Source organism: Anaerococcus sp. AH8042_DFU013_CI05 (assembly GCF_047936775.1).
Taxonomy (GTDB): domain Bacteria; phylum Bacillota; class Clostridia; order Tissierellales; family Peptoniphilaceae; genus Anaerococcus.
On sequence record NZ_CP175954.1, the window covers coordinates 39918 to 55591 of the forward strand.

Annotated in this window: 15 protein-coding genes; 11 read left to right on the forward strand and 4 right to left on the reverse strand. The window is 31.7% G+C overall.

The window, feature by feature from the left end:
• Positions 1-7 precede the first annotated feature (7 nt).
• From groL to ACKRLN_RS00345, 10 genes are all read left to right on the forward strand, one after another.
• On the forward strand, positions 8-1621 hold the full coding sequence (gene groL, locus ACKRLN_RS00300; protein ID WP_203127460.1) for a chaperonin GroEL: 1614 nt from the start codon (positions 8-10) through the stop codon (positions 1619-1621).
• 397 nt (positions 1622-2018) lie between these two features.
• A complete protein-coding gene (locus ACKRLN_RS00305) occupies positions 2019-3461 on the forward strand; it encodes a peptide MFS transporter (protein ID WP_296141807.1) in 1443 nt (480 codons plus the stop codon).
• 11 nt (positions 3462-3472) lie between these two features.
• The gene (locus ACKRLN_RS00310; protein WP_296141805.1) at positions 3473-4558 is read left to right on the forward strand and encodes a M24 family metallopeptidase; all 1086 of its coding nucleotides are present in this window, start codon (positions 3473-3475) and stop codon (positions 4556-4558) included.
• Entirely contained in the window at positions 4551-5126 is a 576-nt protein-coding gene (locus ACKRLN_RS00315) for a proline iminopeptidase-family hydrolase (protein WP_416334909.1), read from the forward strand. Before ACKRLN_RS00310 ends, ACKRLN_RS00315 begins: the two co-directional genes overlap by 8 nt.
• Positions 5127-5251: 125 nt before the next feature.
• Complete coding sequence (locus tag ACKRLN_RS00320; protein ID WP_416334910.1) at positions 5252-5431, forward strand: alpha/beta fold hydrolase; 180 nt, start codon at positions 5252-5254, stop codon at positions 5429-5431.
• Positions 5432-5513: 82 nt separating this feature from the next.
• Positions 5514-6668, forward strand: a complete 1155-nt coding sequence (locus tag ACKRLN_RS00325; RefSeq protein WP_416335367.1) for an NAD(P)-dependent malic enzyme — start codon at positions 5514-5516, stop codon at positions 6666-6668.
• Positions 6669-6770: 102 nt separating this feature from the next.
• A complete protein-coding gene (locus ACKRLN_RS00330) occupies positions 6771-7583 on the forward strand; it encodes a Cof-type HAD-IIB family hydrolase (RefSeq protein WP_416334911.1) in 813 nt (270 codons plus the stop codon).
• A gap of 8 nt (positions 7584-7591) precedes the next feature.
• Positions 7592-8383, forward strand: a complete 792-nt coding sequence (locus ACKRLN_RS00335; protein ID WP_416334912.1) for an MBL fold metallo-hydrolase — start codon at positions 7592-7594, stop codon at positions 8381-8383.
• Between the two features lie 10 nt (positions 8384-8393).
• Entirely contained in the window at positions 8394-9206 is an 813-nt protein-coding gene (locus tag ACKRLN_RS00340) for a tRNA 2-thiocytidine biosynthesis TtcA family protein (RefSeq protein WP_203127467.1), read from the forward strand.
• Complete coding sequence (locus ACKRLN_RS00345; RefSeq protein WP_416334913.1) at positions 9199-10080, forward strand: undecaprenyl-diphosphate phosphatase; 882 nt, start codon at positions 9199-9201, stop codon at positions 10078-10080. Before ACKRLN_RS00340 ends, ACKRLN_RS00345 begins: the two co-directional genes overlap by 8 nt.
• A 100-nt stretch (positions 10081-10180) precedes the next feature.
• Here ACKRLN_RS00345 and ACKRLN_RS00350 read toward each other — a convergent pair whose 3' ends face one another.
• The 4 genes from ACKRLN_RS00350 to ACKRLN_RS00365 form a co-directional block, all read right to left on the reverse strand.
• Entirely contained in the window at positions 10181-11659 is a 1479-nt protein-coding gene (locus ACKRLN_RS00350) for a hypothetical protein (RefSeq protein ID WP_416334914.1), read from the reverse strand.
• A gap of 601 nt (positions 11660-12260) precedes the next feature.
• A complete protein-coding gene (locus tag ACKRLN_RS00355; protein ID WP_416334915.1) occupies positions 12261-12416 on the reverse strand; it encodes an IS3 family transposase in 156 nt (51 codons plus the stop codon).
• A gap of 240 nt (positions 12417-12656) precedes the next feature.
• On the reverse strand, positions 12657-13865 hold the full coding sequence (locus ACKRLN_RS00360) for a sensor histidine kinase (protein ID WP_416334916.1): 1209 nt from the start codon (positions 13863-13865) through the stop codon (positions 12657-12659).
• 83 nt (positions 13866-13948) lie between these two features.
• Complete coding sequence (locus ACKRLN_RS00365; protein ID WP_416334917.1) at positions 13949-14644, reverse strand: response regulator transcription factor; 696 nt, start codon at positions 14642-14644, stop codon at positions 13949-13951.
• Between the two features lie 135 nt (positions 14645-14779).
• Between ACKRLN_RS00365 and ACKRLN_RS00370 the strand changes: the two genes are divergently transcribed.
• Positions 14780-15670: an ABC transporter ATP-binding protein gene (locus ACKRLN_RS00370; RefSeq protein ID WP_416334918.1), complete on the forward strand. Its 891-nt coding sequence runs from the start codon at positions 14780-14782 to the stop codon at positions 15668-15670.
• The last annotated feature ends 4 nt before the right edge of the window (positions 15671-15674 follow it).

Consider the following 15674-nt stretch of genomic DNA (forward strand, 5'->3'; position numbering starts at 1 on the left):
ATTAATTATGGCAAAAGAAATTAATTATGGAAAAGATGCCCGTGACGGTTTAGAACGTGGTATTGATAAACTAGCAAATGCTGTAAAAGTTACTCTTGGACCAAAAGGACGTAATGTTGTTCTAGATAAATCTTATGGTGCACCAACTATTACAAATGATGGTGTAACTATTGCCCAAGAAATTGAACTTGAAGATAGATTTGAAAATATGGGAGCTCAACTTGTAAAAGAAGTTGCTACAAAAACAAATGACGTGGCAGGTGATGGTACAACAACAGCTACAGTACTTGCTCAAGCAATTATTAAAGAAGGACTTAAAAACCTAGCAGCAGGAGCAAATCCAATTGTTTTAAATAAAGGTCTTAAAAAAGCAACAGATGTTACAGTTGATTACATCAAAGAAAATAGTCGTGACATTGTAGATAAACAAGCTATCGAAAATGTAGGTACAATTTCATCTGCTGACCCAGAAATTGGTAAATTTATTGCAGATGCTATGGAAAAAGTAGGCAATGATGGGGTAATTACAGTTGAAGAATCAAGAACAACTGATACTTACCTAGATGTTGTGGAAGGTATGCAATTTGACAAAGGATACCTATCACCATATATGGCAACAGACAATGAAAAAATGGTTGCAGAGCTTGATGATCCATATATCCTATTAACAGATAAAAAAATCTCAAATATCCAAGACCTACTACCATTATTAGAGCAAATCGTTCAAGAATCACGTCCACTACTAATCATTGCAGATGATGTAGATGGCGAAGCGCTTACAACACTTATCTTAAACAAACTTAGAGGAACATTTAATGTTGTAGCAGTAAAAGCACCAGGATACGGTGATAGAAGAAAAGCAATGATTGAAGATATTGCAATTCTAACAGGTGCGACAGTAATTTCTGAAGATTTAAACATGGACCTAAAAGAAACAGAAATTTCTATGCTAGGATCTGCTAAAAAAGTAAAAGTTGATAAAGACAATACAACAATTGTAGAAGGAAAAGGCGACAAAAATGCACTAGAAGAAAGAGTAAGCCTAATCCGCCAACAAATCGAAGCAGAAGAAAGCACATACGAAACAGAAAAACTTCAAGAAAGAGTAGCAAAACTTGCAGGTGGAGTTGCAGTAATCAACGTAGGTGCAGCAACAGAAACAGAAATGCAAGAGAAAAAATATAGAATCGAAGACGCCCTATCAGCAACAAGAGCTGCAGTAGAAGAAGGGATTGTAGCAGGTGGTGGTGTAGTACTAATCGGAGCCATTAAAAAAGTTGCAGACCTAAAAGAAACACTTGAAGGTGACGAAAAAACAGGTGCAACAATCATAGAAAAAGCCCTAGAAGCACCACTAAGACAAATAGTAGAAAACGCTGGAATGGACGGATCAGTAATTGTTCAAACAGTAAAAGAATCCGACAAAGACCAAGGATACGATGCTTATAACGACCAATATGTAAATATGTTTGAAGCAGGCATAGTAGAACCAACAAAAGTAACAAGAAGCGCATTACAAAACGCAGTAAGCGTATCAGGAATGATCCTAACAACAGAAGCAGCAGTAGCAGATATACCAAAAGAAGAACCAGAAATGCCACCACAAATGCCTATGTACTAAAGCAGGCCCGTCCGGCCAGGAGAGGACCCTCCATGGAATGGTCGCAGGAGCGAAGCGACGAGAAAAGCCCGTGCGGCTAATGGAGCACCCGTGCCACAGCACGGAAAACCGCAGAAGCGAAGCATCGAGGACCAAAATCCCAATCTTTTAAAAACGACTAAGTAAAAAAACACCCTAACCAAGGGTGTTTTTTTCTATAGTAAAACACTATAAATATAAATTATGTCATATATAAAACATTGATATTTTATATTTATTTGTAATATGCTATAATAAAGTAGTACATATAAGCGATAAGTATTATGACATATTTATTTATTGCTTTATACTATTACTATACAATGAGAAACGTTTTCTTTGTTGATAATAGTAATAAAATATTTTATAGGAGGAATTTATGCAAAAAAATGTTACTAACAAAAGACCGGCTGGTTTTTATGCAGCTTGTATTGCCTTTTCATTTGAACGTTTTGCCTTTTATGCAGCAAAATGGCTGATGACAGTTTTTGTGGCCGCAACTATTATGGATGGGGGACTGGGGCTTAGCACTGGTGAAGCTGCTAGAATGAGTGCAAATTTGGTTGCTTTTACATACTTACTGCCTTTATTTGGTGGGTATATTTCAGATTATTTGATTGGAGCTAGGTATCTAATACCAATTGGCTTAGTCTTAATGGGAGTGGGATATTTATTAGCCTGGAAAGCTGAGTCAGCTGGAGCTATAAATGCTATGGTGATTTTAGTTTCAATTGGTACAGGTCTTTTTAAATCTCAAAATAATGCAATTATTGGTAGACTTTTTAAAGACAAAACTCAGCTTGATGCAGCCTATTCAACCCAGTATTCATTTGTAAATATAGGTTCATTTATAGGAACAACTATTATTGGGATATTGGCAGCTAAATATGGTTACAGATTTTGCTTTTTAGTTTGTGCTATTATAGTATTTATAGATGCTATTTGGTATATTGCAAACTACAAAAACTTTGGAAATGCTGGTAAAAAACCATTTAAAATCAATGAAAATGCGGATCCAAATGAAGTTAAAAATGAGGAAAAAGTGCCTCTTACAAAGCTTGAGAAAAATAGAATCTTTGCTATAATTCTAGTTTCATTTTTCTCAATTATTTTCTGGATATTCTGGTACTTAGCATCTCTACCAGTACTATTTCACTGGGCTGGAGAAACTGCGGCAGCAGATTGGACAATAGGATCATTTGAAGTACCAACTGCATGGTTTGACTCTCTAAATGCTATTTTATGTATTATCCTTGGACCAATTTTAGGTGCGTATTGGACAAAAAAAGCAAATTCTCCAAAAGGAGACTTTAATATGTTCCAAAAAACAGCACTTGGTATATTTTTACTAGGTTTATCCTACATTGTTTTCGGTTCAGCAGAAATCGCTCGTGGAACAGGTCAAGCATCATTGATATGGATAATTGTATTTGGTATCTTACTAACACTTGGAGAAATGGTATTTTCACCACTTGGTAACTCATTTATAGCAAAATATGCTCCACCTCAACTTATAACAACTATGATGAGTGTTTGGGTTCTAGCAGTATTTTTCTCAGGAAAATCTTATGGGGCAATTTATGACTTTACTCAACAATTCCCATTTGATAAAGTAATGTTTACTATTGCTGCAATTGCAATTATATCTGCAGCCATCTTATGGTTTTTTAGTGGTAAATTACAAAGACTTGTAGAACCAGATGCGGCTGATAGAGCAGAGTATGAAAAACTTCATAATACAGAAAAAAAAGAAAATATAAATAAGAAAAGTATTGAAACTGAAGAAACAATCACCTTTGAATCAGATGATGAAAATAACTAAGGAGTTATACAATGACTGATAGATTTAAAAGAGTTTTAGACAAGATGGAATCAGAAGACCTTAAGCAAATTATCGTTACAGATCCAATTGCAATTTATTATTTAATCGGCAAAAAAATCAATCCAGGTGAAAGAATGCTTGCCCTATATTTAAATACAGATGGAGATAGAAAACTTGTTATAAACGAGCTTTTCCCACAAGAGGGCGATCTTGGAGTAGATTTAATCTGGTATAACGATATTGAAGATCCTATCGAATATTTGTCAAAAGAAATAAAAGACTATGACAAGATAGGTATTGATAAAACTTGGCCATCTGGATTTTTGCTAAGACTTCAAGAAAGATTCCCAGAAAAAAAATATGTAAACTCATCACTATTAATCGATGAAGTCAGAATGATAAAAGATAAAGAAGAAATCGACCTTATGAGAGAATCTTCTAGAATCAATGATGAAGTTATGGATGAAGTAATTCCTTGGGTTACAAAGGGACTTACAGAAAAAGAACTATCAGATAAGGTAAAAGAAATTTATAAAAGCCATGGCATAGAAGAAGTTTCATTTGAGCCAATCACAGCCTACGGCAAAAGTGGAGCTGACCCTCACCATGAAACAGATAATTCTAAAGGAAAACTAGGTGATAGCGTAGTTTTAGATATTGGTGGCTTTTATAAAGGCTATGCATCAGATATGACAAGAACAGTTTTTATAGGAGAAGCTTCAGATAAGGCACGTGAAGTTTATGAAATTGTAAAAGAAGCAAATCTACGTGGAATTGCAGCTGCAAAACCTGGAAACAAAATGAGTGATGTGGATAAAGCATGTCGTGATTATATAGAAGAAAAAGGTTATGGCAAATATTTTACTCATAGAACAGGCCACTCAATAGGTCTTGAAGACCATGAATATGGCGATGTTTCTAGCGTAAATGATGCAATAATAAAACCAGGACAAATTTTCTCAGTAGAACCAGGCATTTATCTAATGGATGAAGGCATAGGTGTCAGAATAGAAGATTTAGTCATCATTACAGAAGATGGCAATGAAGTAATAAATCACTATACAAAAGATTTAATAGTGGTAGATATAGATGATTAATGAAGGCTATATGCCTTTTAAGGATTACAAAACTTATTATAGAATTGTAAATCCAGAAGGCAGGAAAACCCCACTGATTTTAATCCACGGAGGACCAGGATCAACCCACAATTACTTTGAAGTTTTTGATGACTTTGCCTATAAAAATGACAGGCCAATAGTAATGTACGATCAAATTGGATGTGGTAATTCATTTGTAGATGGTGATGAAGATTTATTTAATGCAGATGTTTGGATGGAGGAATTAGTTGCTCTTAGAAAAGATCTAAAATTAGATGAAGTTCATATCCTAGGCCAATCTTGGGGCGGTATGCTTTTAATTCTTTACGCCTTAACCAAGCCAGAGGGGGTAAAATCAATTATTTTATCATCCACTCTTTCTTCTGCAAAACTTTGGAGAAGCGAGCAAATTAGAAGAATATCCTATATGGATGATGAATATAAGATTCCCTTGCTGGAGGCAGAAAAAACGGGAGACTACGATTCAAAAGAATATCAAAAAGCCCTGGATGTTTTCATGGAGAATACTCAGCAGGCCCATATGATGAAAATGACCCAGAATGTTTAACTAGAGAAAAGAAAGCTGGATCAAAATCCTATGTAGTAGGTTGGGGTGAAAATGAATTCTCACCAACAGGAACTCTAGCTGGTTTTGAAGTAACTGATAGATTAAATGAAATAGAGATCCCAACTTTGATTACAAGTGGAGCCGAAGATTTATCATCACCTATCATTGCAAAAACCATGCATGATAATATTAAAAACTCAAAATGGGAACTATTTGCAAATTCTAGACACATGCCTTTTGTAGATCAACATGAAAAATATGTAATGGTTTTAGAAAAATGGCTGGAGATAGAAGACAATAAATAAAATATCAAGCGGGCAATTTCTAATATTGCCTGCTTTTTTGTGTTATAATCGTAAAAAAGGATGCTTTAAATTTAAGGAGAAAATTATGGACGTTTATGAAAAAGCTCTAGAAAAACACAGAGAATGGCAGGGAAAAGTTGGCACCGATGTAAAAGCAAAGGTAACAAATGCTGAAGAATTAACCTTTGCCTATACACCAGGAGTTGCTGAGCCATGCAGGGAAATTGCTAAAGATGACAGCAAAGCCTACGAATATACTTCAAAGGCAAATACAATTGCAGTTATTTCCGATGGTTCTGCAGTTTTAGGTCTTGGAAACATTGGCCCAAAGGCTGCTATGCCTGTCATGGAGGGAAAAGCAGTTTTATTTAAAGAATTTGGCGGGGTAAATGCTGTGCCAATAGTTCTAGATACTCAAGATCCTGATGAAATCATAGAAACAGTAAAAAATATTGCTCCAGGCTTTGGTGGCATAAATTTAGAGGATATTTCCTCACCTAGATGTGTTTATATCGAGGAAAAATTAAAAGAAATCCTTGATATACCAGTATTTCATGATGACCAACATGGTACAGCAATCGTAACAGTTGCAGCTTTGATAAATGCCTTAAAACTAGTAGATAAAAAGCCAGAAGATATCAAACTTGTAATGAGTGGGGCAGGTGCAGCTGGATTTTCTTGTGCAAAACTTATCCGTGATTTGGGAGTAAAAAACATTATAGTATGTGATTCCCGAGGGGCTATTAACAAAATGATGCTAAATTCTGGTAACCCAGTAAAGGCTCAAATAGCAGAAATCTTTAATCCAGATGATGTAGAGGGTTCTGTAAGTGATGTAATAAAAGGGGCAGATGTTTTTGTTGGAGTTTCTGCACCGGATATACTAGGTGAAGAAGACATCAAAAATATGAATGATGATGCTATTGTTTTTGCTATGGCAAATCCAATACCAGAAATTGACTATAATCTAGCAAAAGAGGCTGGGGCAAGAGTTGTAGCAACTGGTAGATCTGATTTTCCAAATCAAATTAATAATGTCCTAGCTTTTCCAGGAATATTTAAGGGAGCCCTAGAAGCTCGTGCACCACAAATCACAGATCAAATGAAAATGGCCGCAGCAAAAGCCCTATCAGCCTTTGTAGAAGATGATGAGCTAAACGAAGAATACATCATCCCATCAGCCTTTGAAGAAGGAATCGCAGATGCTGTAAGTGATGCTGTAAAGACATTAAGATAATTGAAAAAGGCCTTAAAAATAGTAAAGTAAAAATAGAAAAGAAAGTTAAAAGACTGATTACTACAATCAGTCTTTTTTGTATGTAAAATCAAATGAGGAATTATGAATAAAGATATAAAATTAGTTGCTATTGACCTAGATGGGACACTTTTGGGATCTGATAGGGAAATAGTAGAAAAAAATATAGATGCTATAAAGAAAATTCATGATAAGGGCATTAAAGTTGTAATTGCAACTGGCAGATGCTTTAACGGTTTTTGGTGGGTGCGCCAAGCCCTAGGACTAGAAGGATTTGATGACTACTCAATTTGTAATACAGGCGCCTTTATAAGATGCAATGCGTCGGGGAAAGCTATTGTAGAAAATCCGCTAGATAAATCGGATTATGAAAAAATCACCTCATATTTGAAAGATTATGATTTGCAAGTAGGGATTTTTACTAAAGATGTTCTTTACAACAATGAAGAAGTAGTAAATAATGGTTTTAAAACAGATCAAGAAGTAATGCGTCTTCCTCGTCAGAAGTTTAAAGACTTTGATGATATAGAAGAAAAAGTAGCTCGTATCAACTTTATGGGAGATGAGGATGAGCTTGATAAGTTTTATGAAAAAAACAAAGAAGCTTTAGAAAAAGACTATATGACTATGAGAAATGAAACTTATTCTCTAGAAATCCTTAAAAAATCTTCAGGAAAAGCCAACAGTCTTAAAAAACTTTGCGAATTTTTAGATATAGATCTTGAAAATGTAGCCTACTTTGGCGACGGGGCAAATGATATAGAATCTATAAAGCTAGCAGGACTTGGTATAGCTATGGCAAATGCAAAAGAAGAGACTAAAGAAGCTGCAGACTATGTTACAAGCTCAAATGATGAGGCAGGAGTAGCAAAATTTTTAGAAAAATTATTTGATTAGAGGTTTTAATGGATAAATTTGCAATCCTTTCATCAGGATCGTCAGGAAACTGCTTATTTATCGAATATAAGGGCAGTAAAATCTTGGTGGATGCAGGATTTTCAGCACGTAGAATAGAAACACTGCTTAATGAAATAGGCAAAACTGCAAATGACTTGGACGGTATTTTCCTAACTCATGAGCATTCCGACCACACAAAGGGAGCAGGAACTTTATCCCGCCGCTATAATGTCCCGATTTTTGCAAATTCGGGCACATGGAAGGGCATAGAAAATTGTGTTGGAAAGCTAAAAGAAGAAAATATAAGAGTTTTTGATAGTGGTAAATTTTTATCTTTTGGATCTATGGATATTATGCCCATAAAAGTCCACCACGATGCAAATGAGCCAGTGGGTTTTATCCTATATTTGGGCAATAAAAAAATATCTCTATTGACAGATACAGGCATAGTCGATGAAAACATGTCCTATGAGATAAAGGGCTCTGATATTTATTATATGGAGGCCAACCATGACCTAGAGGCCTTAAAACGCGGACCATATCCTTATCCTCTAAAACTTAGAGTAATGAGCAATATGGGTCATTTATCAAATGATCAATCAGCAGAAGTTTTGGCCGATGCCCTGGAGGGTAAGGAAGAAAAAGTTTTTTTAGGCCACTTATCAGAAACCAACAACACACCAGAATTATCAAGGCTTACAGTAGATAACTATCTGACAAGTCTTGGCTTAGATACAAGAAAAGATATACACTTAGAAGTAGCAGATAGGTACATCCCATCTGGTATTGTAGAATTATAGAAAGTAAATTATGGAACTAATAGATATTGAAAGATCAATTATAAAAAAATATAGAAAGCAAATTTGGTCCCCCTTTATCAAAGCAATCAAAGAATTTGAACTGATAAATGATGGAGACAAGGTTGCTGTTGCAATCTCTGGGGGGAAGGATTCGCTTTTACTTGCAAAAGTTATAGAAGAACTACATAAACACAGTAAGGTAGACTTTGATGTGGTTTACATATCAATGGACCCTGGCTATGACCCAAGAAACCGTGAACAACTAGAAAAAAACCTAAATTATCTGGGAATTGACGGGCAAATCTTTGAAACCGAGGTTTTCAAAATAGCCGAAGAAGTCTCAAAAGGCGAATATCCTTGCTATATGTGCGCTAGAATGCGTAGGGGAAGTTTATACTCCAAGGCCAAAGAGCTAGGTTGTAATAAAATTGCCCTAGGCCATCATATGAACGATGTTATTGAAACAATTATGCTAAATGTTCTTTATGCTGGCAAATTTAACACAATGAAACCAAAACTCAAGGCGCAAAACTTTGAAAATATGGAACTAATTCGCCCATTTTATTATGTAAAGGAAGAAGATATTATTAAATGGCGTGATTATGTAGAGCTTTTTGCCCTAAACTGTGCCTGCACAGTAACAAAATCCCAAGAAGCTTACACAAGAAAAATGATAAAACAAATGATAGCGCAAATGAAGGAAAAAAATCCTGAAGTTGAAATGTCTATATTAAGGTCTGGAGAAAATGTAAATTGCGATATGGTCGTAGGCTACCAACTCCACGGACAAAAACATTCGTTCTTGGAGGAATTTAATGATTGAGTTTTTAAAAGTATTAATCTTATCCATTGTTGAAGGTATTACAGAATTTTTGCCAGTATCATCTACTGGCCACCTTATTTTGGTAAATGAATTTGTAAAACTAGACCCGCCAGAATTTTCAAATGCCTTTAATGTCATCATCCAATTAGGTGCTATAATGGCAGTTGTAGTTTTATATTTTAGAAAGCTAAATCCTTGGGATTATGAAAAAACAGACAAATATTTTCCAAAAAACTACAAAAAATTAAATGGTCAATCCAGATTTTATTATAGATTAACCCACCCAGATGAAAGAACAATCGAACTTTGGAAAAGGGTTATTGTTGGAGTACTGCCAGCTGGAGTTTTGGGACTACTTTTTGATGATTTTATAGATGAACATTTATTTAACCCAATGGTTGTTGCAACTATGCTTCTTATTTGGGGTTTAATTATTATTTTTGTAGAAAAAAGAAATAAAAATAGAGATGGTTTTGTAAATGATAATATTGCAAATGTTTCTTATAAAACTGTCATTGCTATTGGATTCTTCCAAGCCTTAGCAATGATTCCTGGTACATCTAGGTCAGCTGCAACCATTATGGGAGCTATGATTTTAGGCCTAAGCCGTGAAGCTGCTGCAGAATTTTCATTCTTTTTAGCAATTCCAACCATGCTTGGTGCAACTTTGTTAAAAGTAGTTAAAAATGTCCATGGCTTTACAGGGTCTCAATGGCTATTAATTCTAGCTGGTATGGTTTTAAGCTTTGTAGTAGCCTATGTAGTTATTAAAAAATTTATGGAATACATCAGCAAACACGATTTTATTCCATTTGGAATATATAGGATAATTTTGGGTATTATTGTATTTCTATATTTTGGAGTAATAAAATAAAAACTATAAATTATATGTAGAGTATATTTCCTCAGACCTTTATAAGTCTGAGGAATCTTTATAAATATAGATGATTTTAATTTTATACTAATATATTTTACTAGCGCTTCAAAATAAGTTTTATTTGTTCCCGTGTTCTTTTTGAAACGTTTCTCTTTACAAACTTTGCTATACTTGCTTTCCCTGAAGTAGGATTTATAGGATATGTCATTAACCTTGGATGCATTCTTTCAATTATATCTTTAAATATTTTGGTATGGTTAGTTTTATTTGCATATTTTGCCTTTATCAAAACCATAAAAAGTTCTCTGTTATTAAATATTGAGAATTCTTCGGCGGCTATGTCTTGGTTGGCTACATAATTTACACCAAAGTTAGGTAATCTATGCTCCCAGAAAAATAAATCCATCATATTTATTTTTGATTCATTTATAATCCCTTTATTTTCGTTAATCCAATTGTCAAAGCTATCATCAAAAATAGTGTATTTTTTAGGAATCCCGATTAATTTTGTAATCTCTTTTCCGCTAGAAGCTTTTGTTTTTTTATAATAATCTTTAAAAATTTCAGAGTAATTTCCTGTTAAAATCAAGGTATTATTAGGAAAATCTGGGCTATATAACATGTGTTGGGCTGTTAATGTTTTTGGATATATTCTTGAGGAATCAATATTTTTTTGATAATAGTAAGTAAAATCTTCTGTTAACTCCGCAAGATTATCTATAATTATGAGGTCCCTATCATCATCTTTTAATATTTGGCTAGCAATTACTAAATCTGGATGGTCTTCTTTTAGTGTATTCATTGTAGATAGAAAATATTTATTATTTATATTAGTAGCATGACTAACCGCATAAACTACCCTAGAATCATATCCGGCAGTTAAGGCAAGTAATTTATAATAATTTCTTTTATCCAGAGATTTTAATGAGTTTATCATAATTTCACAAGCTCTATTTATGCTATCTTCATAGTCTATGTATTTAGTTTCAATCCAAAATTTGCAAGTTTTATTTTCTATTAAATCAAAATAATGATTTGGTAATAATTTAAAGATATCTCTATATCTTGTTACGTCAAGATACCATTCACCTTCGTTAATTTTAAAAAATCTTGAATTAGTATATTCTAAGTATTCTTTGTCATTATTTAAAGTATGTTCTTTATAATAGTTAATGATATTAGAGTTTGATCCAAGAATCATTTCTTCAGAGGTAGAGTAATAAATATGTCTTGCAGTTGCGGGGTCATTAAACATTTTCTTTTCTGTATTAGAAATAAAAATTAATACCCATCTTCCTGACAAAAACTTTGAATTGATTTGAAATTCAGAAAAGTTTTTGGATTTATCTAATGTATCTCTTAAAATATCGTAATCAGTATAACCAATATTATTAGGATCTATTAGATAACCTAGTAAAATTGCTCTCTTATTATCTAAAGTAATATCAATTATATTTAAATCGGGATGTGAATATAAATTAAATTTTTCAAATAAATTTATTTCTTTCCAATCCTTAAGTTTGTTTTCTCTTTGTGTTATGATAAACTGCCTTCTAAACAATAACTTCTTATCCATATAATCCTCCCTGAGTATACTTCCATAATTGCTTATATTATATCAATGTTTAGAGTTGCGTCAATAATATTTGAATATTAATTTTTAAAATTATTTAGAATATAAAATCATCCGAGGAATAATTAATGATATAGATTATTAAAATATATAAGTTTAATAAGATGAAAGTAATGAAAAGAGTCTTTATATTAATTCTAGCAAATTTTATATCTCTCATAATTTGCTCAAAGGCTAATAATGAATACTAGAAGAATGAACAAAATATTTTTACTCAATAAATAGTGATGATTAATTAACTCCTAAATTCGATCTTAATGATTTAGTTTTTTCGAGTAAATTTTTTGATGCTATTATTAAATTTATAAAAAAGTAGTGAATTGTTTATAATGAGTTTAATGAATATTTATGGGAATGAATAATTGATTAGAATACAAATTCAGATGATGGAATACATCAGTAAAAATAACTTTGTATCTTTTGGTGTATATAGAATAATGCTTGCTGCTATAGTATTCTTATACTTTGCAATAATAAAATAAAAAGATAAAGATGAAACTTAATTTTAACTGAACCCGTAAATACTAAATAACTTAATAATATTTTAAGCGGAATGTAATCTGCAATCAACAGGCGACATTCCGTTTAATTTTGTCTTAATCCCATCTTCATTGTAGAAATTGATACATAATTTTATTTCATTTTTTAATTGCTCATAGTTCTTAAACTTCACTCCATAGTAAATTTCTGAGTATCCCAAAGAAATTATTCATTGGTGAATGGTCTAGACAATTTTCTTTTCTTTATATACTTTGTGTTATCTTTTGTTTTCTTAGTTTACTAGACTCTGATCTATGCTAGTAATTAAATCCTTCACCTAATTGTATAATTAGATTATCTGTAGAACTAATACTTTTAATCGCTATATCTAACATAGAATTAGTCAGTTTAAAGTTACGCTTTACTATTTCTTTACCTACTTGCACTCTACGCGTAGATTTCAAATGGGGAATACAAATCTAACCAAAACTCCCGGATAAAGATTTTCAATATCCATTGTTCCATTGTGAAGCTCGCAAATTTGCTTAGAAATGAATAAGCCAAGACCATGAGTTTCGATATTTGAGATATCGGACTTAAATAATCTTTGTATTATTTCATCGGAGATATAACCATCTTGATTTATTACTTCAACTATAAATTTCTCTTCATTATTTTTAGTAAGTATTGCCACTTCACCTTTAGAATATTTTAAACTATTTTCCACAATATTAAAAAGCATTCTATAAAATAAGTGTTCATCCATTTTTAAATTGATAGAGTCATCTATCAAATTATCAAAGTTTAAATCTTTATTTTGATGCTCATTTAACTCATCAACTATTAACTTTCTTATAATAACTAAGGGGTTTGAATAAACAAAGTAATCCTTATTCATAATATCTAGTCGTTCGGTAAGGTTGAGGTCTTCTATGATTTTACTTATACTTTGGATTTGATTGTTCATTACTAATATTTGATCTTGATTCTGACTGTTTTTTATTTCCTCTAGACCCCAACTTAATTTAGTCAGAGGTGTTCTTATATCGTGGCTTATACCTCTTAACCAATTTGCTCTACTATTTTTAATTTTTGTATATTTTTTATTAGCTTTATTTATAGTCTTTGAAATCTCTTTTAATTCTCCACTTTCATCTAACTTTACATAATCATCTTTAAATAAGTTATTTATAGAAGCTAGGAGAGGGTTTAAATTTTTATATAATTTCTTTATTTCAAAAATATAAAATAAGTATATTACAAGTAAAAATATTACTACAGAAAATATGATTATATAGAAGTTATTTACAAATGCATCGTAATTGTAATAGTTAAAGGGCAATTTATCTAAAGATTTCTTAGGATAAGCAAATATTATTAGACCATCACCAGCTACAAAAGTAAAGACAGGATAATCATCTAGATAATATCGTGTAAATTGTCCTACATCGGAGAGAGTAAATTTATTCTTTACTTCTGATGGCTTATTAAAGCTTTCTACAACTTCTCCGTTCTCATTTAATCGTATAGCCCATATATCTTTGCTTTTTAAATACTTGCGGTTATCATTTGTTAAATAGGTATTATCTTTTTTATTTTCTATTATATAATCATATATTAGATCTGGATTATTATATTGTTTAAATAGTTTGTAACTAGTAAATAACATAGCGCTGATGGTTACAATAGTAATCAAAATGAAAGCTATACACAGTTTTATAAATTTCTTATATTCTTTTAATAAATAATTTATCATAGCTGACCTTTAAGTTTGTAACCTAGCCCCTTTATGGTTACTAGTATTTTAGGATTAGATGGATCATCTTCTAATTTTTCTCTTAGTCTATAAATGTGAGTTATAAGGGTGTTTTCATATCCAAAAGAATCTTCCCAACAATGGTCTATAATTTGATCAATGGATACTATTTTGTTTAAATTTTCAGACATATAATCTAATATTTTAAATTGTTTAGCTGTAAGTGGTATTTCTGTAGTTTCTTTAATTAATAATGCTCTTTCTTTATCTAATATCACTCCGTTTAGATTAATTTTATCTTTATTATATTGTTTATAACTTCTTCTAAGTACAGCCCTTATTCTCCAAAGCAAGTCTTCTGGTAAGAATGGTTTTACAATATAATCATCGGCTTCTAAGTCAAAACCGGATTTCATATCATCTCTACCATCCAGGGCTGAAAGTACTATTACAGGTAATTTAGAAGTTTTCCTAACTTCACTTAGCAAATCAAAACCGCTTCCATCAGGTAGCATTATATCTAAAACAAGCAAATCGATTTTATTATTTTCTAATTTAAATTTTGCCTCTTTTATATTTTTAGCTGTTAGTACATTGTGGAAGTTATTTTTTATTAAAAATTTATACATACTTTCTAAAAGTTCTATTTCATCATCTACAATTAATAGACATACATCATCATATGAATTCATTATTTACCTCTTTTCATATTAATTGTATCAAATAAAAGTCTAATACTACATTTTGTGATGTAAAAGTGAGGAGAGTGAAATATTAGATTTATCTAAATATTTTAAACTTATATTAGTAAAATAAAAGGAGTTAAAATGAAAAATATATTAGAGATTGAGAACTTAAAAAAATCTTATAATAAAGTTCTTGTATTAGATGATGTTAATTTAGATATTGAAAAAGGGGCCATATATGGTCTTATAGGTAAAAATGGTGCAGGAAAGTCCACCTTAATGAAGACAATTTTAGGCTTAGTAAAGAAGGATACTGGATCTATATCCTTATATGGCAAAAAAATAAGTGAACAAAATCAAAAAGAAATAAACAAAAGCATTGGATCCTTAATTGAAAATCCTTCATTTTATGACCATCTTACAGCTTATGAAAACTTAGAAATTATTTGTAAATTAAAAGGCATAAGCACAAAGGATATAAATAGAATATTAGAATTAGTTAATTTGAGTAAACACACAAATAAAAAAGTGAGAGAGTTTTCACTAGGGATGAAACAAAGATTAGGCATTGCTATAGCTATTATAGGAAATCCAAAGCTTTTAATCCTTGATGAACCTATTAATGGTCTAGATCCTTATGGTATAGAAGAGATAAGAAATTTATTTACTAATATAGTAAAAAATAGTGAAACAAGTATTTTAATATCTTCACATATCCTTGATGAGATTGAAAAAATATCTACTCACATAGGTATCTTAAGAGATGGCAAACTAGTATACAATGGATCACTTGATGATTATAGGAAACTTCATCCACCAGTTATATCCATTGTTACTTCTGATAACATATTAGCTGCTAAATTATTAGGTCTAGATAATTCTAATATTATAAATGATAGATTAGTCCTTGGTAACAAAGATAAAGAAGTAGTTGCTAGAATTATAAAACACATTATAAATGATGTAAATGTATATAGGGTGGAAGAAGAAAAAGAAAGCTTAGAAAAACTATTTATAAGTGAAACAAATTAAGGAA

Excerpts from the sequence above, each read along its gene's own strand:
- ACKRLN_RS00330 (WP_416334911.1), top strand. The coding sequence starts at position 6,771 with ATGAATAAAGATATAAAATTAGTTGCTATTGACCTAGATGGGACACTT.
- ACKRLN_RS00310 (WP_296141805.1), top strand. The coding sequence starts at position 3,473 with ATGACTGATAGATTTAAAAGAGTTTTAGACAAGATGGAATCAGAAGAC.
- ACKRLN_RS00335 (WP_416334912.1), top strand. The coding sequence starts at position 7,592 with ATGGATAAATTTGCAATCCTTTCATCAGGATCGTCAGGAAACTGCTTA.
- ACKRLN_RS00365 (WP_416334917.1), bottom strand. The coding sequence starts at position 14,644 with ATGAATTCATATGATGATGTATGTCTATTAATTGTAGATGATGAAATA.
- ACKRLN_RS00305 (WP_296141807.1), top strand. The coding sequence starts at position 2,019 with ATGCAAAAAAATGTTACTAACAAAAGACCGGCTGGTTTTTATGCAGCT.
- ACKRLN_RS00345 (WP_416334913.1), top strand. The coding sequence starts at position 9,199 with ATGATTGAGTTTTTAAAAGTATTAATCTTATCCATTGTTGAAGGTATT.
- ACKRLN_RS00350 (WP_416334914.1), bottom strand. The coding sequence starts at position 11,659 with ATGGATAAGAAGTTATTGTTTAGAAGGCAGTTTATCATAACACAAAGA.
- ACKRLN_RS00315 (WP_416334909.1), top strand. The coding sequence starts at position 4,551 with ATGATTAATGAAGGCTATATGCCTTTTAAGGATTACAAAACTTATTAT.
- ACKRLN_RS00360 (WP_416334916.1), bottom strand. The coding sequence starts at position 13,865 with ATGTTATTTACTAGTTACAAACTATTTAAACAATATAATAATCCAGAT.
- ACKRLN_RS00340 (WP_203127467.1), top strand. The coding sequence starts at position 8,394 with ATGGAACTAATAGATATTGAAAGATCAATTATAAAAAAATATAGAAAG.
- ACKRLN_RS00370 (WP_416334918.1), top strand. The coding sequence starts at position 14,780 with ATGAAAAATATATTAGAGATTGAGAACTTAAAAAAATCTTATAATAAA.
- groL (WP_203127460.1), top strand. The coding sequence starts at position 8 with ATGGCAAAAGAAATTAATTATGGAAAAGATGCCCGTGACGGTTTAGAA.